The 22,467-nt window shown below is 48.6% G+C and carries 20 protein-coding genes and 1 riboswitch; of the genes, 1 reads left to right on the forward strand and 19 read right to left on the reverse strand.

The window, feature by feature from the left end:
- Nucleotides 1–13: 13 nt before the first annotated feature.
- The 14 genes from upp to MKY23_RS25790 all read right to left on the reverse strand — a co-directional run bounded on the left by upp (nt 14) and on the right by MKY23_RS25790 (nt 14,989).
- Nucleotides 14–643, reverse strand: a complete 630-nt coding sequence (gene upp / locus MKY23_RS25725) for a uracil phosphoribosyltransferase (RefSeq protein WP_090922856.1) — start codon at nt 641–643, stop codon at nt 14–16.
- A gap of 436 nt (nt 644–1,079) precedes the next feature.
- Complete coding sequence (gene glyA, locus MKY23_RS25730; protein ID WP_167375780.1) at nt 1,080–2,327, reverse strand: serine hydroxymethyltransferase; 1,248 nt, start codon at nt 2,325–2,327, stop codon at nt 1,080–1,082.
- Nucleotides 2,328–2,544: 217 nt separating this feature from the next.
- A complete protein-coding gene (locus tag MKY23_RS25735; RefSeq protein WP_154959368.1) occupies nt 2,545–3,138 on the reverse strand; it encodes a TIGR01440 family protein in 594 nt (197 codons plus the stop codon).
- A gap of 144 nt (nt 3,139–3,282) precedes the next feature.
- Nucleotides 3,283–3,364: riboswitch (ZMP/ZTP riboswitch) on the reverse strand.
- A 96-nt stretch (nt 3,365–3,460) separates the two neighbouring features.
- Nucleotides 3,461–4,033 (reverse strand): low molecular weight protein arginine phosphatase, encoded by a 573-nt coding sequence (locus tag MKY23_RS25740; RefSeq protein WP_154959369.1) that lies wholly within the window; start codon nt 4,031–4,033, stop codon nt 3,461–3,463.
- A 65-nt stretch (nt 4,034–4,098) separates the two neighbouring features.
- Entirely contained in the window at nt 4,099–4,659 is a 561-nt protein-coding gene (locus tag MKY23_RS25745; protein WP_090922831.1) for a manganese efflux pump MntP family protein, read from the reverse strand.
- Nucleotides 4,660–4,915: 256 nt separating this feature from the next.
- Nucleotides 4,916–6,175 carry an L-threonylcarbamoyladenylate synthase gene (locus tag MKY23_RS25750; RefSeq protein ID WP_339833137.1) on the reverse strand — a complete coding sequence of 420 codons (1,260 nt, stop codon included), beginning with the start codon at nt 6,173–6,175 and terminating at the stop codon, nt 4,916–4,918.
- 205 nt (nt 6,176–6,380) lie between these two features.
- Nucleotides 6,381–7,046 (reverse strand): stage II sporulation protein R, encoded by a 666-nt coding sequence (spoIIR, locus tag MKY23_RS25755; RefSeq protein ID WP_339833139.1) that lies wholly within the window; start codon nt 7,044–7,046, stop codon nt 6,381–6,383.
- A gap of 363 nt (nt 7,047–7,409) precedes the next feature.
- Complete coding sequence (locus MKY23_RS25760) at nt 7,410–8,636, reverse strand: FtsW/RodA/SpoVE family cell cycle protein (RefSeq protein WP_339833141.1); 1,227 nt, start codon at nt 8,634–8,636, stop codon at nt 7,410–7,412.
- 204 nt (nt 8,637–8,840) lie between these two features.
- Nucleotides 8,841–10,070 (reverse strand): FtsW/RodA/SpoVE family cell cycle protein, encoded by a 1,230-nt coding sequence (locus tag MKY23_RS25765; protein WP_090922823.1) that lies wholly within the window; start codon nt 10,068–10,070, stop codon nt 8,841–8,843.
- A gap of 85 nt (nt 10,071–10,155) precedes the next feature.
- Nucleotides 10,156–11,046, reverse strand: coding sequence for a peptide chain release factor N(5)-glutamine methyltransferase (gene prmC / locus MKY23_RS25770; RefSeq protein WP_339839707.1), 891 nt, complete (start codon nt 11,044–11,046; stop codon nt 10,156–10,158).
- Between the two features lie 24 nt (nt 11,047–11,070).
- Entirely contained in the window at nt 11,071–12,138 is a 1,068-nt protein-coding gene (prfA, locus tag MKY23_RS25775; RefSeq protein ID WP_090922822.1) for a peptide chain release factor 1, read from the reverse strand.
- 324 nt (nt 12,139–12,462) lie between these two features.
- The gene (locus MKY23_RS25780; RefSeq protein ID WP_221791299.1) at nt 12,463–13,062 is read right to left on the reverse strand and encodes an SUKH-4 family immunity protein; all 600 of its coding nucleotides are present in this window, start codon (nt 13,060–13,062) and stop codon (nt 12,463–12,465) included.
- A 221-nt stretch (nt 13,063–13,283) separates the two neighbouring features.
- The gene (gene ychF / locus MKY23_RS25785) at nt 13,284–14,384 is read right to left on the reverse strand and encodes a redox-regulated ATPase YchF (protein ID WP_123065294.1); all 1,101 of its coding nucleotides are present in this window, start codon (nt 14,382–14,384) and stop codon (nt 13,284–13,286) included.
- Nucleotides 14,385–14,518: 134 nt separating this feature from the next.
- Nucleotides 14,519–14,989: a GNAT family N-acetyltransferase gene (locus tag MKY23_RS25790; RefSeq protein WP_339833147.1), complete on the reverse strand. Its 471-nt coding sequence runs from the start codon at nt 14,987–14,989 to the stop codon at nt 14,519–14,521.
- 373 nt (nt 14,990–15,362) lie between these two features.
- On the opposite strand from MKY23_RS25790, the gene MKY23_RS25795 reads away from it, so the two are divergent.
- Nucleotides 15,363–15,824, forward strand: a complete 462-nt coding sequence (locus MKY23_RS25795; RefSeq protein WP_339833149.1) for a hypothetical protein — start codon at nt 15,363–15,365, stop codon at nt 15,822–15,824.
- An 88-nt stretch (nt 15,825–15,912) separates the two neighbouring features.
- Here MKY23_RS25795 and MKY23_RS25800 read toward each other — a convergent pair whose 3' ends face one another.
- The 5 genes from MKY23_RS25800 to MKY23_RS25820 all read right to left on the reverse strand — a co-directional run bounded on the left by MKY23_RS25800 (nt 15,913) and on the right by MKY23_RS25820 (nt 22,467).
- Nucleotides 15,913–16,083, reverse strand: coding sequence for an aspartyl-phosphate phosphatase Spo0E family protein (locus tag MKY23_RS25800; RefSeq protein ID WP_339833151.1), 171 nt, complete (start codon nt 16,081–16,083; stop codon nt 15,913–15,915).
- A gap of 284 nt (nt 16,084–16,367) precedes the next feature.
- On the reverse strand, nt 16,368–17,738 hold the full coding sequence (locus MKY23_RS25805) for a helix-turn-helix transcriptional regulator (RefSeq protein WP_090922809.1): 1,371 nt from the start codon (nt 17,736–17,738) through the stop codon (nt 16,368–16,370).
- Nucleotides 17,739–18,196: 458 nt separating this feature from the next.
- Nucleotides 18,197–19,264: a type 2 isopentenyl-diphosphate Delta-isomerase gene (gene fni, locus MKY23_RS25810; protein ID WP_154891332.1), complete on the reverse strand. Its 1,068-nt coding sequence runs from the start codon at nt 19,262–19,264 to the stop codon at nt 18,197–18,199.
- 408 nt (nt 19,265–19,672) lie between these two features.
- On the reverse strand, nt 19,673–21,193 hold the full coding sequence (gene crtI / locus MKY23_RS25815; RefSeq protein WP_339839710.1) for a phytoene desaturase family protein: 1,521 nt from the start codon (nt 21,191–21,193) through the stop codon (nt 19,673–19,675).
- A 113-nt stretch (nt 21,194–21,306) separates the two neighbouring features.
- Nucleotides 21,307–22,467: a glycosyltransferase family 2 protein gene (locus tag MKY23_RS25820; RefSeq protein ID WP_339833155.1), complete on the reverse strand. Its 1,161-nt coding sequence runs from the start codon at nt 22,465–22,467 to the stop codon at nt 21,307–21,309.

The following is a 22,467-nucleotide window of genomic DNA, read 5'->3' on the forward strand; positions in this document are numbered from 1 at the left end:
CATGAAAATATGCTTATTTCGTTCCGTACAAACGGTCTCCCGCATCGCCAAGTCCTGGCACGATATATCCGTGATCATCCAGACGGTCGTCAAGCGCAGCTACATAGATGTCTACATCTGGATGTGCATCTTGTACTGCTTTTACGCCCTCTGGCGCTGCGACCAGGTTCATCATTTTGATCTGAGTGCATCCGCGCTTTTTGAGCACGTCAATCGCTGCGATTGCCGATCCCCCTGTTGCAAGCATCGGGTCAATCACAATAAGTTGACGTTCAGTCACATCTGTAGGCAGCTTGGTGTAGTATTCAACCGGTTGCAGTGTTTCCGGGTCACGGAACAAACCAACATGTCCTACTTTTGCCGCTGGCAACAACTTCACAACGCCATCCAGCATCCCTAGTCCCGCACGCAGAATCGGTACCAGTCCAAGCATACGTCCAGAAATTACTTTTCCTTGTGTCGCAGCTACAGGCGTTTGTACATCAATGGATTCCAGCTCAACATCTCTTGTAATCTCGTAAGCCATTAATGTTGCTACTTCATCAACCAATTCACGAAAATCTTTCGTATTCGTACGCATGTCGCGTATAAACGTCAGTTTGTGTTGAATCAGGGGGTGATCACATATTACTAATTTTCCCATTAAATTGTCCCTCCGGTAAGTTCTTCATGAGTTAAGCATTTCCAAATATACCTAGCCGTCATTCACAGGCTCGATAAATCCTGTATATTATATCATCACCCACACTGAATTACACCATCAAAGGGCACCTAATCATTACAGAAAAGCAAATCCTACAAAAACAGGACCGGAAAATGATTCATCCGGTCCTGTTTGCTCGTGCTGTTATGTCACTTGAATGCTCTCAATACCTGTGAACACTAAAGATGCTCCGCAAACCGAATGACCTTTCGATCGCTGTTATCCCCAGAATTCTCTGATCCATTAATTAGTTGGTGGAATTCCGGTGATAAAGGCGAGCGCTTCGCTTCTTCAGGTTCTTTCGGTTTGCTCCGTCTGCGTGTTCACATCCTGAACATCTCAAATACAAACAGCACGAGCAATATTATAAGTATTACTAGTATTTAAGGTCGGTGTAGAGTGGGTATTGATCCGTCAGTGCAGTCACTTCTGCGCGTGCCTGATCAAGCGTTGCTGTATCTTTTGGATTTTTGAGCGTCTTGGCAATGATCTTACCGATCGCTACCATTGCTTTCTCGTCCATACCACGGGAAGTCGCAGCAGGTGTACCAATACGGATACCGCTTGTAATGAACGGGCTTGTTGGATCGAATGGAATCGCGTTTTTGTTCACGGTAATACCGATGGAATCAAGCACATGTTCCGCTTCTTTACCCGTGATGTTCACGCTACGAGTATCAATCAGCATCAAGTGATTGTCTGTACCGCCGGATACAATGTTCAATCCTTCAGCAATCAATGTTTCAGCCAGCACCTGTGCGTTTTTCACCACGTTCTGAGCATACGTTTTGAACGAAGGCTGCAACGCTTCACCAAATGCTACAGCTTTTGAAGCGATTACGTGCATCAAAGGTCCACCTTGGGAACCTGGGAATACCGCTTTATCAATGGCAGCTGCCCAGGACTTGCGGCACAGGATCATACCGCCACGTGGTCCACGCAAAGTTTTGTGTGTTGTTGTTGTAACGAAGTGTGCATGTGGCACCGGGTTAGGATGCAGTCCAGCTGCAACAAGTCCTGCGATGTGTGCCATATCAACCATGAACAGCGCGCCAACATCATTGGCGATGGAAGCCAGCTTTTCAAAATCAATCGTACGCGGGTATGCACTTGCACCTGCTACGATCAGACGAGGACGATGTTTGAATGCTGCTTTGCGAACTTCATCATAATCAATGAGGAATGTATCTTCTTGAACACCATACGCAACGAAGTTGTAAAGCAAACCAGAAGCATTAACCGGGCTACCATGGGTCAAGTGACCGCCATGTGCCAGGTTCATACCCAGAACGGTATCACCAGGCTTCAATGCTGCCAGATATACAGCCATGTTCGCTTGTGCACCGGAGTGCGGTTGCACGTTCGCATGTTCTGCACCAAACAGTTCTTTCGCACGATCACGCGCGATATCTTCAACGATATCGACATGCTCACAGCCACCATAGTAACGTTTGCCTGGATAACCTTCAGCGTACTTATTCGTCAGAACGGAGCCGAGTGCTTCAATTACCGCTTCACTTACGATGTTCTCGGATGCGATCAGCTCGATGTTGTTCTGTTGACGTTTCAGTTCAAGATTCATCGCTTCCAATACTGCAGGGTCATTTTTACGCAATTGTTCCATGATTAAATTCCTCCTAAATTATAATGAAGTTATAAAGCGAGCCTTCAGGCTACACTCCTGACTTCGATTGCATCACCCTCTTACGATCACTGTTATCCCCAAATTTCTTTGAACCCCTTTGATAAAGGGGAAATTCGGTGATAAACGTGAACGCTTCGCTTCTCCAGATTGGTGTTGCACTCTCCGTTTACGTGTAAACATCATTTCACTTTATACGTTAGTCACAAAAGGTCGAATCAGGTTGTTCTTCCATTCGATAAACCGCACGTTCGCCGCCAATCAGTTTCGGACGTGTAAGTGCTGCTGTAACACGAGCCTCTCCAATGTAACGAAGCGATGTCCGAAAAGGAACCGCAACATGGCGAAGATGCATGCCAATCATAGTCTCCCCGATATCCATACCTGCATGGGCTTGGACATGCTCAGCCAGACATGGATCGGACAGTGAACGATAGGCGGTAGATGCCATGGAACCACCAGCTTTCGGCACAGGTACAGCGCCAACCTCTGTCAGTCCAAGCCGCTCAAGCAACCTACGTTCCATCACAAGCGCCCGGTTCAGGTGCTCACAGCACTGAAATACAGTGTCGAAACCAAACTCTGTCTGCACCTCGCGAATACCTGCAAGCAACTGATCTGCCACGTCGACGGCACCACTTGTTCCGATGCGCTGACCTGCAACTTCACTTGTACTCGTGCCGATAACAACAACATGGCCAGAGCCAAGTTTACCGGCTGTCGCCAGTTCGCGCAGGATTGATGCTGCCTGTTGTTGCAATCCGGGTTGTTCTGAATCCAGTTCAATAGTCATCCTATCGCCTCCCGATAAAATCATGCCCGTCATCTTGTGATGCTTTTGCTCAACGCATACGTTGCATGGCATTTCAGGTACTATTATAGCGAAAAATCAGATGAAAGACGAAAAAAAGAGCAGTCTGCGGGTATCGCAGAATTGCTCTTTTGCCCAGGCGACCGGCCGTTTGTTCCGGTGCTCCATTGTGGTTGTGCCCACTTCGTCGCCAGTTACACCGGATCCCTGTTTTCCCCTTCATCATAAATCAACCCCACTTTAAAATCAACGGTTAATTTACATTCCATGTTCTGTTTCTATATCTTGTCTCTGTACAGCTGAATTATTCAAGCTTATCCAGAAGCTTGGATAACGCTGTACGAATCTCTGCTGCCGCAATATTGTAATCGTCCCGGCTACCACCAAACGGATCGGAGATATCAAAACTCGGAATACGCTGCCGAATTTCGATTGCGCGCTCCCTCTCCGAGGCCAGAATTTCCTGGCCCAGGGCCCGTTTCATCTCCAGTGTAGCAAACAGGCTGTCCAATTCCTCCAGATCTTGAAGCACTTGTGCGTCATTCTCGGCATATTCCTTCAGCGTGTAGGTCTTCTGAATGGAATTCGGGAACACCTGCATCACATGTTGCTTATGACTCCGGGTTAACGTCAGAATCAGATCTGCCCATTCGATCAACGCTTCACTAAGCTGTGTAGACTGGGATGGGCCCTCTGCCTGATGATCCTTCAAAACTGCTTCGGCATGACGTGATATCGGCATGCCTGACGATGCAGCCACACCTGCTGAACGAACATGTACCTCGATACCGCGCTCGGCTGCAAGTTTCCGCAGAAGCCCTTCTGCCATGGGGCTGCGGCACGTGTTTCCTGTACATACAAACAAAATATGTTTCATTGTGATAGCCTCCCCATATAATCAAGATGTGAACTACCTATCTTATCGTTCAACCGCTTTATTTTTTAAAATATAAACAAAAGTCCAAAGGCAAGCAAGATCGCCCCGCCTACAGCTTCACCGTAATCGCCCAAATTCTGACTTACCCTACGTCCCAGGAGCAGACCCATGATCGACATCAAACCACCGCAGAAACCAAAGGCCAAGATCGTCAGGACAAGATCACTGCTGAACATACCGAGCGATACCCCGACAGAGAATGAATCTACGCTGACACTAAGCGAAAACAAAAGAATACCCAGCAAAGATCGATGATCGACCAGCTTGGTTTCCCCTTCACGAAATGCATTCAAAATCATGTGAGCACCTAACAGTACCAGCAGGCCGCCTGCTGCATAATTCGTAATATTGCCCAGCAAGGAACTGACATACTTCCCCATATACATGCCAGCAAGCGGCATGATGACATGAAACAGTGCCGTAACGGTGCTAATTTTCAGTACATCACGTAGCCGTATACCCTTCATGCCAATGCCGATGCCCAGCGAAAATGCATCAAGCCCCAGCGCAACCGCCATAATCAGAATGGTTACCAACTGCCCTACATGGGCAGACACATCCCACATCCTCATACCCCCAAGTCACATAAGGTTCTTGTACACGATATGCGGACAAGAACTCAAACATGACGGTTACAGGGAAACTGGAGGGTGAAGTGTCGATAGAGCTTTCCGATAAGAAAAAGCAGATCAAGTATGCTTTGCTAATATGAAAATAATAGATTGTTACGTTAAACGTAACAGCTACATGAAAGAGTGATGAATGCTTGCAAAAGTTGAGGCTCGCTCCTGATCCGGCGGCAGGAGCGTTAAGGTATGCGGCTCAGCCAACTTGAATAAGTTGGTTGCCTGCCGCCTTGAGCAGCCGGTTCATGACGGCTGCTCCCAGCCCTTCGCGCGAGCAGGCTTCCGCCACAATATATGTGGCTCCCTGCTCATCGCAGCTGCGCAGCGCGGCGTATAGCCTGCGCGCAGCTTCCTGTAGCTCGCTGGCGTTACCCAGCGAGAATACGGCATCGGCGCGGTACTGCTCCACGTGCTCGGTGAACGCCAGCACCGCGGTACGCTCCCCGCGCTGTGCCGCCTCCGCCAGGGCGGCGCGGGTCCAGGCCGCCACCGCTGCGGGCGGCCCCTCTACGACGCACAGCGCCCCTGCGGGTGCGTAGTGCGTGTACTTCATGCCCGGCGAGCGCGGCGCCGGGCTAGTGCTGTCGCCACCGGACCCTTCGGCGAGAAGCGCCGGGTCCGTGGCGACACGGGCGGCTACGGCGGACAGCTGTTCCGCCGTGATGCCGCCAGGGCGCAGGATGGTGACGGTACCGTCGTCACCGGCCTGCACCACGGTGGACTCGACGCCCACCCCCGTGGGGCCGCCGTCCACAATGCCGCCGATGCGGCCATCCAGATCCTCCCGCACATGTGCGGCGAGGGTTGGGCTAGGCCGCCCGGAGCGGTTCGCACTTGGCGCAGCCACGGGGCATGCCGCCGCCGCAATGAGTGGCAGCGCCACCGGGTGGTCCGGCATGCGCACGGCCACCGTGTCCAGCCCGGCAGTGACCCGCGGGGACACCGCCCCTGGCCTAACCGGCAGCACCAGCGTCAGCGGGCCCGGCCAGAAGGCCGCCATCAGCGCTTCCGCTGTTGCATTCACCTCAGTGACCAGTTCATGCAGCTGGTCACGGTGCGCGATATGCACAATCAGCGGATTGTCGGATGGCCGCCCTTTGGCGGCAAATACCGCCTCCACCGCTTTCGTGCTGCGCGCGTCTGCGCCGAGGCCGTAGACCGTCTCGGTCGGGAAGGCAACCGTCTCCCCTTGACGAAGGCAGGCCGCTGCAGCCTGCAAGTCAGCGAGCGCCGCTTCGCGGGCGGCGCTCCCCTTTTTCACATCCGATACTGGGGAAATCTCTTGAACGTGCACATTTATGTTCTCGCCCTCACTCTGCTCATGCAAAAGTGCTCTGACATCCCAAAAGGCTGTATTGTGTTCCACCTCGGCTCTCTCTACCGCCGCATGATCATGCTTGTCCTCTAACGAGGGTTGTTGTACCTTTTCGTGCTCTCTGCTCATATATATCATCATCCCTAAACTTCAAGTAGGTTCAATTTCAGTACATATAAGTATACCATATCTATCACGTTACAGGTTCGATCCAACCATAGGGTACTTCTCCCGCATATCCTGTTCATGTAGAAAAGGAAGCTCCCTGCAGATTTGCAACGAAACTTCCATCCCTTAGTTTTTTATTCTATATTGCACTGCATTTTAATATGTTTTATATTCGTTGTTAGGCGAATAAACTTGCTACCCAATCCCATATTTTCACAGCCACATCCCACAGGAAGAATCTCGCTTCAGGCGTTTCACCTTGCACAGTTGCTTTCACCTCTACAGCATCCGCAGCTGAGGCAGAGACTGTCGTTGTCGTTGGTTTAGCCAGCGCGTCCCCTGTACTTGCATCGATGAAACAGAGTGGCGGGAACAGTACACACCACCAGTTCTGCCCTTTGCCTTCGCCCAGCGTAATCCGTACCGCTTCATACTCGCCAGCAGGGTATACCGTACCCCCATACAGCTTTGTTGGAAAAGGAACCTTGCCAAGCTCCACCTGATAATCATAAGTTAGACCACGTTTCATTAGCTCTTCTCCTACCCGATTCTCAATCTCGGACAGATGTTCACGAATGACATACCGAGCCTGCTCCAGACTTTGCGGATTTTCCAGCGCCCCAACCCATTCGCCCATCTGTGCAACGACCGCATCCCGAATCTCACGTTTCACGAGCTGATCTCCCGCCGCATCGGAATTCGCTAGAATCCGCAAACGGATCGATTGCTCCGGAATAGTAGTAGCAGCAACAGCCGCATCGGTTTTCTGACCTTCCCACATCATAATGATCATCATAAGACATACAAGGATAAGTCCAATTTGTTTACCAATTCGTCTGTTCATCCCGTTCTCCCCCTCGGTTCCGATATCCAGCTGCAACTCTCTCATGTCTATCAGTATGCCCGGTAGAGGAAGAAGTAAACCTAGTACAAACCAGAAATCTATTAAAGTTTTCATAGAAACGGATGAATTGGCTTTATAGATCGGGAAAGAAACACAGACATACTCATTATGCCGGTTGCGAAAAGAGATTCCTTACTCAAAGGAGATGATTTCAGCACTCATTTATTCTACGAAATGCCCCTAAACCATCTCTTCTCGGGCATATAAAAAAAGCTTAGTGACCACTAAGCTTTCTTTCGAAGACAGTAATGGATTAGATGCTACTTTAATCTGAATAATCCCTCCAACTCGTGAAAAACACAACTACATCGCGCTATTCTCTTTTTTCTTTTTCATCAGACTCCGAATCCGCTGCATCCATGATGGTGATTGCTCCTCTGGAAACCATTCATCCTCGTCTTCATCACCATACAACTTAATGCTCATCACCAGCCCAATACAGGCCATGTTAATCAGCAGAGACGTACCGCCATAACTAATGAACGGCAGGGTAATGCCCGTTAGAGGCATGAGGCCAAGGAATGCACCTACATTTTCAAACACCTGATAGAGTAACATCCCGATAATACCCACAATGATAATGGGTCCGGCCCTTTCTTTGCACTCCAGTGCGATTAACACCATCCGGTGGATAAGGATAAAATATAACAGGATTAAGAGCGAAGCTCCGACAAAACCAAATTCCTCCGCGACCACCACAAAGATGGAATCCGAATACGTATACGGCACACGTCCGCTTTGAACCGAAGTTCCTTCCAAAAAACCCTTGCCCATAATCCCGCCCGATCCGATGGCAAGTCCTGCATTTTTTGTATGCCACATCGCTTTGGCTGTAGCTTTCTCGGGTACAAGCCACGGATCGATCCGTTCAGCCCAGTGCTCCCGTTTGATCTTTTCCAAAAAGGCGAATATTTCATCATGGTAGAAGGTATACGATTTGATGAAACCAATAAAGAAAGCACCCACAATCGCCAGCCCGATTAACGCATGTTTCAGCTTTATATTGCCGATCCATAAAATAGCAACCAGAATGACCACATAACCGAGAGCGTTACCCAGGTCATTCTGAGCCATAACCAGTACGAAGGGAATAAATGTCCAGAGCCCAATCGGTACGACATCTCTCCAGAACCCGAGCTCCCCACGTTTACGCTTCACAATTAAATGGGCAAGAAATAGAACAAGGATCATTTTGAACAATTCCGCAGGTTGAAACGAAATGCTTTCCGTGATTTTCAGCCAGCCATTCGCGTTATTCAACGTACTTCCAAGCACATTGGCCAGGATCAAGAAAACAATGCCTATACCATATAGAAGAAAAGCGTATTTTACGTACAACTTGTAATTAAACAAACCAATCCCGATGACTGCAATGAACCCAACCACGTAGAAATAGATTGTTTTCACATGATGATTCGCGAGTTTGGGATCAAAGCGTGTTCCACTATAAATCGCAAGTATACTAATCGCCATTAACAACAACAGAACAAAAAGAATGACGCCATCCAGCTTCTTTACCGTTTTCCACATGATGTTTGAATATCCCCCTAGTTCACACATCGCACTTTACCAATAATGATCAATATTACCATTGTACCTAATTGGATGGGAGAATGGAAATCCGGTTGATTTTAAAGCAAAAAACCTTGAAAGTCCGTTCCCCAGCGAATGCCGGGAAGAACGATTCCAAGGTTGATCTGACTTCTTTTTCAATATTTCTGTAAACATTCATGTTCACTGTTCCGGTTGCTCCTGTTGCGCAGGTTTGCGTCTGAACAGCTTCAAGATCAGTTCCGTAATACTCGGTTGCTCCGCTGCTCCCAGGATATCTTCATTCTCTTCGGTGTGTACCTTGATACTCATGGCAATGCCCATACTGATCATGTTAATGAGCAGTGATGTTCCTCCATAACTAATGAATGGCAAGGTGATACCTGTCAGTGGCATGAGTCCGATAAACGGCCCGATATTGACAAAGACCTGATACAGAATCATCGCAATAATACCTACAATCAAATAAGCACCTACACGATCCTTACATTCCAAAGCGATTAAGACTAACCTATGAATCAGGATGAAATACAATAAAAGAAGTACCGATGCACCAACAAAGCCAAACTCTTCACCAATCTGTACAAAAATCGAGTCTGCATAGGCCAGTGGTACCCGATTGGATTGGATGGTCGTACCCTCCATGTAGCCTTTACCCGTAACCCCACCAGAACCAATGGCAAGTTTGGCATTGTACGTTTGCCACAAGACGTCTCTCGATGTCAGTTCAGGCACAAGCCACGGGTCGAACCGTTCTGCCCAGTGTGCACGTTTAATATCTTTGAGGAAACTTGTAATTTCATCATGATAATGAATGTATGCCTGTATGCCAGCAACGATAGCACTTACCGCCAGTACAAAACCAATCAATGCATGTGAAAATTTGATATTGCCGATCCATAATAAACCGATCCAGATAAAAATATAGCTGAGTACCGCACCCAGGTCATTTTGCAACAATACAAGCAGCAAGGGCGGCAGCACACACAAACTGATCGGAATGACATCTCGCCCAAAAAACAAAGGCCTGTTCTTCTTCCTGGCGAGCAGTGTCGATAACATGACAATCAGACATAGCTTGAACAACTCCGAAGGCTGAAGACTGATTCCGCCAATCGAAAGCCAACCTTGGGCTCCGTAATACTCATTACCAATGAACAAAACCAGAACTAACAGTAACAGACCCAGCCCATAGATATATAAATAATTTTTGACGATAAATTTATAGTTGATCATGGACATTCCGAAAAAAACAACAAAACCCAAAACATAAAATACAATCATATTTTTGGAGAATCCCTCGACCTTTGGACGACCAAACGTAGTACTGTAAATGGCCATTATACTAATGACCATCAGGATCACCAAAATAAAAACGATGGAGTAGTCGATCTTTTTGAATTTGTGCAGCATGTCTTTATGTTCCTCCAAGCATTCAGAAAATCTTCGGCATACCCCATTGTAGAGGATTTCGCGGCAAAAAGAAAACTTACGTGCCTTACATTTTTGTCACCTGTTCCGAAGGTCGAACACCCAGGACATGCCGCTCAATTCCGGCAAGGTCGGGAACGATGATAATCTCTGGCCAGTGCCCCGCCGATTCCAGCAAAGCCGCCACGTCTTGAGCCTGGCCCATGCCCAGCTCAAAACCGACAATTTGCGGCGGCGCAGGCAGCAAATTCAGCTGCTCTACCATGATGCGGTACGGGGCGAGCCCGTCCGGACCGCCATCCAGAGCGAGGCGCGGCTCATGATCGCGCACCTCCTGCTGTAACCCGGCGATATCTCCCGCCGGGATGTAGGGCGGGTTGGACACCAGGATGTCCAACCGCTCCCCAGCGAACGGTGCAAGCAGATCGCCTTCACGGAAGTCGATCTGTACGCCGTTCGCGGCCGCGTTGCGCGCGGCCACATGCAGGGCATCCGCCGAGAGGTCCCCGGCGGACACCTGCCACTGCGGGCGAAGCGAAGCCATCGTGACCGCGATGGCACCGCTGCCCGTGCCAATGTCGACGGCGCGCACGGCACCGCCGGCGCCGGCAAACACGCGGTCTGCTGCGCGTAGCACAGCTTCGACCAGCAGCTCGGTCTCCGGCCGCGGAATCAGCACGGCCGGCGTGACCTCGAACGGCAGCCCGTAGAATTCCTGGCTGCCGATAATGTACTGCGCCGGCTCACCCGCAGCCTTGCGCGTGACGGCGTCTTCCCAGCGGCTACGCAGCCCGCTGGGGAACGGCTCCGGCTGCATCATGTAATACTGGGCGCCATAGACGCCCAGTACATGCTCCAGCAGCAGCCGTGCATTATTGTGCGGCTCGTACACGCCGCACTTCTCCAAAAAAGAGGAAGCCTCTACGAAGGCTTCCCGGCAACTCTGCTCCGGCGTCATTACAAACGTTCCGCCCGTCACAGATTATTCTCCTCTATCCATCATCTCGGTCTGCTGAGCAATCGTCAGTGCAGACAAGATATCTTCAATCTCACCGTTCATGATTTGATCCAGCTTGTGCATCGTCAGACCGATGCGGTGATCGGTTACACGGCTTTGCGGGAAGTTGTACGTACGAATCCGCTCACTGCGGTCACCCGTTCCCACTTTGCTTTTGCGCTCTACGGAGATTTTCGCTTCTTCTTCCATCCGTTTCATATCAAAGATACGTGTACGCAGAACTTGCAACGCTTTTTCTTTGTTGGAGTTCTGGGATTTACCATCCTGACACGTTGCTACGATACCTGTTGGCACGTGAGTTACCCGTACTGCCGATTTCGTTGTGTTAACCGATTGTCCACCGGCACCACTGGAACAGAACGTATCCACACGAATGTCTTTATCATGAATTTCGATATCAAAATCTTCCGCTTCCGGCATTACCGCAACGGTCGAAGTCGATGTATGAATCCGTCCACCGGATTCCGTTGTCGGGATACGTTGTACACGGTGTGCACCGCTCTCGTATTTCATTTTGCTGTACGCGCCGCGTCCGTTGATCATGAATACAACCTCTTTGAATCCACCGAGATCGTTCGTGTTCACATCCATCAGCTCGACTTTCCAGCCTTGTGCATCTGCATAACGGGTATACATCCGGTACAGATCCGCCGCAAACAATGCCGCTTCATCTCCACCAGCCGCGCCGCGAATTTCCACAATAACGTTTTTGTCGTCATTCGGATCTTTGGGTAGCATGAGTACACGAATCAGATCATCCAGTTCTTTCTGGCGAGCAGACAGTTCATCAATTTCCATTTTGACCATCTCGCGCATCTCGTCATCCAGCTTCTCGCCTTGCATTTCCTTCGCAGCTTCCAGATCCTCGCTTACCTGTTTGTACTCATTGTACGCATCGTATGTCGGCTGAAGATCGGATTGCTCCTTCGAATATTCACGCAGCTTTTTGTTATCACTAGCTACATCCGGGTCACACAAAAGCTCGCTCAGCTTGTCATAACGATCGGCCAATGCCTGCAATTTATCCAACATGTATAGTCACCTCACGTTTTATTTTGTCTTTGCACATGCCGTATTTCATAACGAACCAACATGCACACTTGCTGTATATATCTATCATTCAAAATTCCACAAACCACAGGATTCTTCTGAATCCCCTGACCGCAGCATCTCATTCGAATTCTGTGTTATATGATCGACGTATAACCTCGCTACAACGTCATCAAATCCTTTACTTTTAAAGTGATATAAAGAAATCGCCTACCGCCAAAAGCCCTTGTCTCATCTCATCGATTAAAACAAAGATTTTATCATGGGTATACGACTCTTAATTATAGCATATGCTTATGCCTCTGGCTAGAGCAATTCGTCCTCCAACTGCTCCAGCACAACACTCCACCATGTTTCTTCATCAAGCAAACTTACAGGGTCTTTCTCTGTATAAAATAAACGGAGTTGCTTCACTGCTTCATCTTTTCCGGACTGCTCTTTTTGCGTTAAACGAGGTTTAATCTCTCCGCGTCGAAATGCTTCCAGCTTCGCTTCCGCTTGTTCCAGTGTCATGACCGTGGGCTCATAGGCTTTGGAGTGCTCCTCTACGATTGCCGTGTACCTGCTCAGAAACGCCAGAAACAGGTGGAGACTGCTGTTCATTACAGCATACTCTCCACTCTGCACATCGACTCTATACAGTATGCCCGTTCCAGCTTCCACCCCAAGAATGGCCGTCTGCTCATCCCATTCATAACCGATGGGTAACAGCGTTTTGAGATCATCCGATGTCCTCATTAACTCCATATCCGGCAATGGGTTGAACCTAATACCAAGTACATCTTCACCGTCCAACGTAAGCTGTGGCAAGCCAGAATGAAGCAGTAACTCCTGTGTTTCTTCGGTTAAATTCGCTTTTTCTACAAGCAGAGGATCGTATCGAACACACCGGGACGTTATATCCACTCTTGCCACCTCCTCCAAAGGTCCTTCTTTCTTTTATTATATCCATCATGGGTAAACAATCCAGTGAAAACGGAATCAACCTTGCATATCCTGACCGTTGTTTCGGAGTAAAATGCAAACAAAAACAGCACCATTCTCTGAGAAACCAGAGAGGTGCTGTTCTTTATTTTAACCGGTAAGCCTCAGAAGACTGACCCGCCTTTAATCCTATTTTTTAAAAATTACACGTTGAAACGGAAATGCATAACGTCGCCGTCATTTACCACGTACTCTTTACCTTCCAGACGCAGTTGACCGCGCTCTTTGGCACCGTTCATGGAACCTGCAGCAACCAGATCGTCATAAGAAACAACCTCTGCACGGATGAATCCGCGTTCGAAGTCGGTGTGAATGACACCCGCTGCGCCAGGCGCTTTTGTTCCTTTACGGATGGTCCATGCACGAACCTCTTGTACACCCGCTGTAAAGTACGTATACAATCCGAGCAATTTATAAGCCGCTTTGATAAGCAAGTTCAGACCGGAATCCTCGATCCCGAGCTCTTCCAGGAACATTTGTTTATCTTCGCCTTCCAGTTCGGAGATTTCTTCCTCCACTTTTGCACTGATCGGCACCACTTCTGCATTTTCAGCAGCTGCGAACTCACGTACCTTTTGCACATATGCATTGTTCGCTACATCACCGATTTCGTCTTCAGCCACATTGGCCGCATACAGAACGGGTTTCAGCGTAAGCAAGTGCAAGTCACGTACAATCAGACGCTCTTCGTCTGTCAGCTCCATGCTACGTGCAGGCTTGTCTTCATAAAGGACCGCTTTGACTTTCTCCAATACTTCCACTTCTTGAGCAGCCGTTTTGTTGCCACCCTTCATGTTTTTCTTGGAACGGTCGATTTTTTTCTCAACACTCTCGATGTCCGCCAGGATCAACTCCAGGTTAATCGTCTGAATGTCACTTACAGGATCAATCTTGCCATCGACGTGAGTGATATTCTCGTCTACGAAACAACGAACAACGTGCACAATGGCATCCACTTCACGGATGTGAGCAAGGAACTTGTTACCCAGGCCTTCACCTTTGGAAGCTCCGCGTACCAGACCTGCGATATCAACAAACTCAAATGCGGTAGGCACTGTTTTTTTCGGTACAACGAGTTCTGTCAATTTGTCCAAACGCTCGTCCGGTACTTCAACGATCCCCACGTTCGGGTCAATCGTACAAAACGGATAGTTTGCAGACTCGGCACCTGCTTGTGTAATTGCATTAAACAATGTAGATTTACCAACGTTCGGCAAACCAACGATTCCTGCTTTCAAAGCCATGTATATGACAACTCCTCATTCATTACTTGTTCGGTATGGATAATCCTATCCATTATATATGACAAACCCCAAGGCATCAAGGAACTTCGCCGATTCACCCGCAGCCATCTCCATCTTCAAATCCCTGGTTCCTGCTAGCCTTTGATTTCCTTGTACATCGTCAAGTCCGTCACTTCATAGCCCATCTTGCGATACAGGCTGCTTGCCCGCTCATTATGTCCAAACACATGTAGCCCGATGCGGTCCACCCCAAGACTTCGCGCGGTCTTTTCGAGTGCATCCATCGTTTCTGTGCCGTACCCTTTTCCGCGATATGCTTCTTCCACCACGATATCCAGCAGAAAAGCTTCTTTCCCCCGGCGATTCTCCGTAATATTAAACCAGAGGTATCCGACAATGCCGTCCACCGGATGCATCAGATTAAACACATATGTCCCCGGCGTCTCTAATCCTTCCGGAAGATAACGCTCATACGATTCCTCTGCCCGTTGTAGCGCTTCTTCTGGCGCCCACGTTCCTGCTTCTACTTTTTCCTGTGCAAAATCTTCAATTGAACGGCTACGAAAACTCGCAAATTGTTCCGTACTCATTGGAGACAGTTCCATATTATCTCCTCCTTATCTAGTTGTGATCACTTCGGTGTGAATGTTACGATGGCCTACGTATGAACTTTATGTACAGTCTAGTACACTTACAAATCAGCACCTCTTCAAGTACCTCATTACATGAACCACATTAAATGAACCTTATTCCAAGCGCTTCAACTTCTTATGTTGAGCATTCATCCTAATCGACTTTACACGTTTCCAAGCATTTATCTTATTGCTCTGCTCGTTCTCCTTCATATTGTACCTTATTGTTTGAACATACACTGTAAAATAATGCTCCTGCACCAACTTTTGCATGCATCCCTGCGTTTATATCTTTAATACGAGACGCCCGTATAAAACAATCCAATAGAAAGGACGGTTTAACCATATGCACACCAAACCACGTCGTCCCTTTTCCAAAATAAAACTAATGATTGCCCTCGGCCTGTTCCTTGCACTGGGTACCATTGTAGTGATGAGTTTTCTAAATGCCATGGATCCGTTCCGCAAACTCAGAATTACGATTGATAATCAGTCAGACTATGACATTACTCAGATTAAGACAGGCATAACCCATTTGAATCAACCCGTTCTCGATGCGAGCACAGCAGATAAAACAGAAGATTCCGACCTGCTCTATACCTCTAGCGAAGAAATCGTTAGCGAGGAAAAAGTAAAGTTTACTCCAAAGCTGCAATTTCTAGGCGAAAGCTCCGTCTACGTCATACTTAAGGACAGTCGCGGCAAAACCTATACAAAAACAGCCTGTGGATATACAGAATCTGTGTCAGGAACTTCCCTCATCACGATAACTAATGAGAATATAACTGTGAAGGAAAATTGTACTTAAATTGAATGTTTCTCATTCTACACATCTACCTATGTTAAAATAGAAGGGCGAGCGACCGGCCAAAGTTTCTCGCCCAGAGGTCGATGGATTACTCCATCGGCTTTATCCTTTTAACCTGATTGTACATATTAATAAGTTCATCCAGCACCATAGATTGGTGGATCACCTGAGGGTGAAGAAGCTCGCCGTACTCCGTTTTTATCTGATGGAGTCTCTCCCTCGCTTCTTCGATCCGCAGTTTGAGTTCGTTCTGCTCCATAACACCCCTCCCTGCTGTACCATTGTAGGACATCCTGCTAATTAACATAAATTCAAATAAACTCCAACAGTGAAAACGACAAAAAAACACCCTTTTCTGAAACACCTTTGGACAATCTAACCAACTGTCTGTATAAGGAATTTCAAAACGGAGGATGTATCAGAGTGCAACAAATCTAATTTCTTTAGACCTGTGGAGATCGCCCCTAGGCCTATACATACATGTGGATACGTTCCTTGTTACTTTTTACTTAGCATAATCTAATCTTTCCTTGTTGTACCCACTCATCGTTCGGGACTGTATAATCTCTGAATCTTTTGAATAAGCATTTCGGCACTTGGCTTGACCCCGAGTCCAGTGACCACGTACTGCAAATCATCAAAAAGTCCCAAACAATCGAGAAGCCCATCTTTATTCATATTTTCAATCGCAAATTCCATGCCTTGGCGAATGTAAGCTACGCCTCTGTCATAGTGGTTATTTCTTAAATAGTACGTACCCAACCCTGCCAGCAAAATACCATACTGATCATTGGTGTATTGTTTGCTCATTTTTCCGAAGCGACTGCTCTGTTCCTCGTAATCCAGATGAGATTGATACTGCTCAAGTACATCGTCAATATTGACATTATATCGATTTGCTGCGGTCACGATGGCGCATAGCGCAGGAAATATTTCTTTTTTTCGATCAGAGATATACGTTAAATAATCTGGAATCAACTCTGTTTCACCCGACAGCAATCTGAAATAGTAGTTATTCCCTTCTGACCAATCCTGAAACTGAAGAATTACCATCTTTTCCTCTTCTGTGGGCTCTTTAATCCAGCTGTAATCAGCGTATTTTGAGACATACTGAAGCGTTTCCTTGTATTTTCCATGTTGATAACTGACCTCAGCAAGCGCAAGATACGAATACAAAGCATAATACACAATCTTCTTTTTGGTTCTGGTCTCTACTTCTCGTAATGTTTTCTTGGCATCATATTGAATAAAAGCTTTGATCTGTAACTGGTCAGCGAATTCTTTCACTTTGTCCCAGCGGCGCAAGGATGCATACACATTGATCAGTTCATTCAGCGCATCGAATTGGTATTGCTCATCAAGACGTTCTACAAATAGTTCGAATCGTGTGGCTAGCGTAAGATTATTAACCTGGTCATTCGAAAGTCCTATCGAAAACAGACGATATTGGCATAAAGCCAGACGTTCCGAATGTTGCAACTTCTCACTCTCAGCAACACAGCGATAGAGCGGTTTACAAGCCTCCATCTTGCCTTCGCTATGCAACTGCTCTGCCAGCTCAAACAACAGAGGCACATAGGAAAGGTTATCCATCACATAGTTCACCGCTGTCTCCATATGTGTTATATGGCCTAGCTCTGCACAACGATATAAAAAAGGTCTGAGCCTTCTCCAATCCAGGGTAGAGTCTACTAAATACTCATGTATGTATAGTTCATATAATTCGCCTTCAGGCATCCCAATGCCAGCCGTAATGCGATCCAATTGATTTAAGCCTATCGGACGATTCCCTTTCAACGTACCGCTCAATGTCCCGGAATTCACGCCAGAAATCTCGGAAAAGCGATTGATGGTCATTCGATTCCTTTTCAAAAAATGTTCTAAATGGTCACGAATTGTAGCTTTTTCGCTCAAAGGGACACCGCCTTCCCATGAAATGAAGCTTAATGCGATCATACAATATTTTGGTAAGTATCATCAATATTTAACTTGTAAATATTTTACTTTGATATGCAAAAAAAACCGCCCTATTTTAATTGAGCGGATTTAGAACGATCTGCGATTGCTACGATGGGACTCGAATCATTCTAACGACCACCAGCGACGCTATTTGCCCATTTTTGGTCACTTTGAGATTCTAACGATCACCAGGGAGCTTATTTACTTGAAAAGCTACGTTTTTCACTCATTTTTGCGGAATTTCACACAAATAACGCTTCTGGTGATCGTTAGATTGTCAAACACCGCAAAATGCACGAAATAAGGTTCTGTGAGATCGTTAGAGCCTCTGAGTCGATACAGCCACTCCGCTCACTAACCTTCGCTTCCGCACTCTGAGTCCTCGGCATCCATGTCGCCCGACCCCAACAACATTACCGCCGCTCAACCAGACGTTCTGTCCGCTTCACCTCTGCAACGCTGCCTGCGCCGATGCCGAACATGACGGTGCGTAGCTCGAATTCGACCTGCTCCAGCCGCTCGGACAGTGCTTCGTCGGAGGTGACGGCGGATTCGAGCAAGGAGCGACCAAAACCTGCGAGGTCAGCACCGAGCGCGAATGCTTTGGCAGCATCCACGCCAGTGTACAGTCCGCCGCTACCGATCAGCGCCCCATCGGGGTTCAGTGCCCGCACATCCTGGATGCATTCAGCTGTCGGAATGCCCCAATCGGCAAAAGCTTCAGCAGCCGCCCGGCGTACCGGGTTATTGTTGCGATACTTCTCCACCTGTACCCAGCTTGTACCACCTGCGCCAGCCACATCGATGAAGGCTACGCCTGCTTCGTACAATCGCTGTGCCGTCACACCATCGATGCCAAAACCAACTTCCTTAACACCGACAGGCACGTCCAGCTCACGACACAATTTCTCGATTCGTTGGTACAGACCACTGAAGTTCGTATTGCCTTCGGGCTGGAATACTTCCTGCAGCGTGTTCAGATGCAGCACAAGCAGATCCGCGCCGGCGATATCCACGGCACGCTGGAAATCAGCCGTGCTGAAGCCATAGTTCAGCTGAACCGCGCCCAGGTTCGCGATGACCGGGATGTCCGGTGCCCAGCGGCGGACATCAAATGTGCTTGCGAGTTCCGGCTGCTCTACGGCAGCCCGGATCGAGCCTACGCCGAGCGCCCAGCCTCTGGCGTTCGCTACCCGTGCAAGGCGCTCATTGATCGCGCCTGTGGTCTTGCTTCCACCTGTCATCGAGCTGATGAGCAAGGGTGTACGCATTTTTTTGCCAAGGAACGAAGTGTCCAGATTCACCTCTTCAAAATCCAGCTCCGGCAGCGGATGATGACGAAACGCATACTTCTCCAGTCCGCTCGTTATGCCTTCTCCTGCCACATTCTCCTCCAGACAGAGGCGCACGTGCTCCAGCTTCCGTTCTCCCGTTGCCACTTCGGGCAGCAGCCGTCTGCCGGCTCGCTCTTGTTCGTTCATGATGAGACCTCCTATGTGAGAATGATGTGCAGGGTAGGCTCATCTGCGTTGTTATGCTTCCTGTTCCCTACCCCATGCTGAGTTGCTCTGTACCTCTTGTTTCTATGTAAAATGCGGTTGCAATGGACAACTCTATCCAGTATACCGTTCCTCTCAACCTATTGAAAGGACACTCCAAAACCCCATCATCTCAAACGCTATTTTGTCAGGGTTTCAGAGCACTTGTGCAACTCTTTGCAGCCTCAAAACAACTATTCTGCACGATTGAACCCTGCATTACTTGTTCGAACTCAGTCCAATATCAGAGCAGCTGTTTCACCTCATTAGGGTCTTGTCAGCCCCGGTCTGCCTTATTCAATTCATCAAATTCATCAAGTTCCAGCACACCTGGTTCTCCACGCGCTTGCTCTACCTTCCCAGCTCCGTTGCAAGTCGCTCCCCCACAAGCTGGCCGGACAGCGTAACAATCGGGGTTCCGCCGCCAGGATGGGTTGTACCGCCAACGTACCAGAGCCCTTGAACATCTTTGCTCTGATTGCCTGGTCGCATAAAAGTCTGTTTCACCGAATTGGAGGAAATGCCATAGATCGACCCTTGATGAGCGAGTGTATCCCGTTCAATATGTTGCGGTGTGTAACAAATTAACACTTCCGATTGCATCAACCCGCCAATACCACGCGCCTCCAATTGTTCCAGCACAAACTCACCGTAACGATATTTCTGCTCTTCCCAGTTCCACGCTTGAGACAAATACGGTGCATTCACCAGAATGAACAGATTGCTGGCCCCTTCCGGAGCCATACCTGCTTCGGAATAACCCGAGTAACAGATGTATATCGTTGGATCTGAAGGCATCCTGCGATCACAGAAAATATCATCAAACTCCAGCTTATACTGCTCTGGAAAAAAGACCGTGTGATGTAATAACTGATCGTACTTTCTGCGCACTCCCGCCAGGGTTACGAATCCTGAGATGGAAGGTTCGTACTTGGCAATCCGGGCATCACTCATTCGTTTCCGATGCTCCGGCGCGAGCAGTAACCTGTTTACACTAAGCACATCTCCATTAGCCACGACCTGTTCTGCTTCCATAAAGCCCCGATCCGTATCCACGCCGATCACCTTGCCATGCCGAGTCACGATCTGATGCACTTCTACACCCGTCAGAATCTGCACGCCTTTTTCCTGCGCAAGCCGGGTCATGCCTTCAATCAGCTGATACGTTCCGCCTTTGACCCCGTAGATGCCCACCTCTGCTTCCACATGACCCATCATGGCAAAAATAGAAGGCGACAGATACGGAGATGATCCTACATACGTGGCGTACCGTCCGAACATGGCGAGTGTGTGTGGATGGCTGAAATACCTGCGTAGCAACTTATCCAGCCTGACTGTAGGCCGCACCCGAAGCAGACTGCGCAACATCTGGAGGTTGTATTTATCAGACGGATTTAGTAGCAACTTACCGAGAAAATGACGATTCGCCTCCGCATACAATGCGGCAGATTCATCCATAAACGCATCATAACGCAAGGCATCCTCCGGACTGTACACAGCAATCTGCTCTTTCATCCAGCCGCGATTTCTAGACAGATCGACCACTGTTCCATCCGCAAAAACATTACGTGTTCTAGGCTCAAGCTCGTACAACTGCACATAGTTCTCCATCACCACGCCTGCCTGATCAAAAACCGAGCGAAACGCATCCGGCATCGTAATCGTGCTCGGCCCGCGGTCAAAATGATACCCGTCCTGCTGGATCTGTTGCAACTTGCCGCCCACATGCGCCTGACGCTCCAGAATGGTTACTCGCAAGCCCGCCGTAGCAAGGCGAATCGCACAGGATAGACCGCCGAAGCCTGCCCCGATTATAATGACATCCTGTTTCAAGTTCCCGTTTGAGGCCTCCGCCCGGTGCCCGTTATCCATTTTCATCTCTTTTCCCAGCAACATTCCTGCCCCTTTACTACCTTCTCCTATACCTTGGTCTCTCTCTGTATCTTCTGAACCGTCACCATTTCCGTTCTCCTGTACACTCTGCATCAGCTATAACGCCTGCCTTTCCATACATACCCTTTACCAGATCGACCTGCCTGCCATGAGGCCAGACCAATAGCAATCACACACGCCATGCTGATCGGTTGAAAAAGAGCCAGCCACCACGGCTGACCTCCGATATGATCGGATACCCGTTTTACGGCCATGCCAAGCAATGTGCCTATGAAACCATAGAGAAATGACGTTTCACTGCCCGTTAATAGCCCTATAACCAGACCCAGCGGCGGCACAATATACATCACAAAGTACATCAGCATCGTCCCAAGCAACAGCACGTCCTTGCGTCCCATGCCTTCATACATATTTTTCTTATATCCGTTCCATACTTCTGCACCGTTCTGATACATCCGCGTACTCGTCACATCATGGACATCCGCCAGCATCACGGGATGACCGGCACGTTTCACTGCTTTGGCGAGACTCATGTCGTCCACCAGATGCCCTTGAATCGCTGCATGACCGCCGGATGCTTCATAACTTGTTCGATGAATAAGCAAAAAAGCCCCCGTAGCGGCGACAAACATCGGACTTGCCGATCTGCGTATCATAAAAATAGGAAGATGGCTGATGATCGTAAACATCATCATGGGCACAACAAGCTTTTCCATCCAGGTCTTCGCCACCTGGTACGGGAAGCCGGTGACCAGCCCGCCGCCCTGCGCGCACCCGGCAGCAAAAGTCTGCCGAATGGCATCCGGCTTGACCCGAACGTCCGCATCCACAAACATAAACCAGTCTCCTTGGGCTTCCTGAACCAATCGGTGACAGGCGTAGGATTTCCCCATCCAGCCCGCAGGTAGTTCAGTACCCCGAAGCAAACGTACGCGTGAGTCTCGCTCGGCAATCGCCTGAACCAAAGCGGCGGTTTCATCTTCGGAGCGGTCGTCCAGTACCAGCACTTCCATACGAAAACCCTTCGTATCGCTGGCAAGCACACTTTCCAAACATGCTTCAATATGTATTCGTTCATTTCGCGCGGGGATCAATACCGAAACAAGCTGATCGGATGGCACGATATTCACCTTATGGAATGATCGTATTTTGGGCAGGCAAGCGGCATTCCACACCGCAAAGAGCAATTGCAGTAGCAACCCTCCCACCAGACACATCCACAATATCTCAGATGCATTCATACTCTCATTCAT

This window comes from Paenibacillus sp. FSL R7-0272 (assembly GCF_037969905.1).
GTDB lineage: Bacteria > Bacillota > Bacilli > Paenibacillales > Paenibacillaceae > Paenibacillus > Paenibacillus polysaccharolyticus.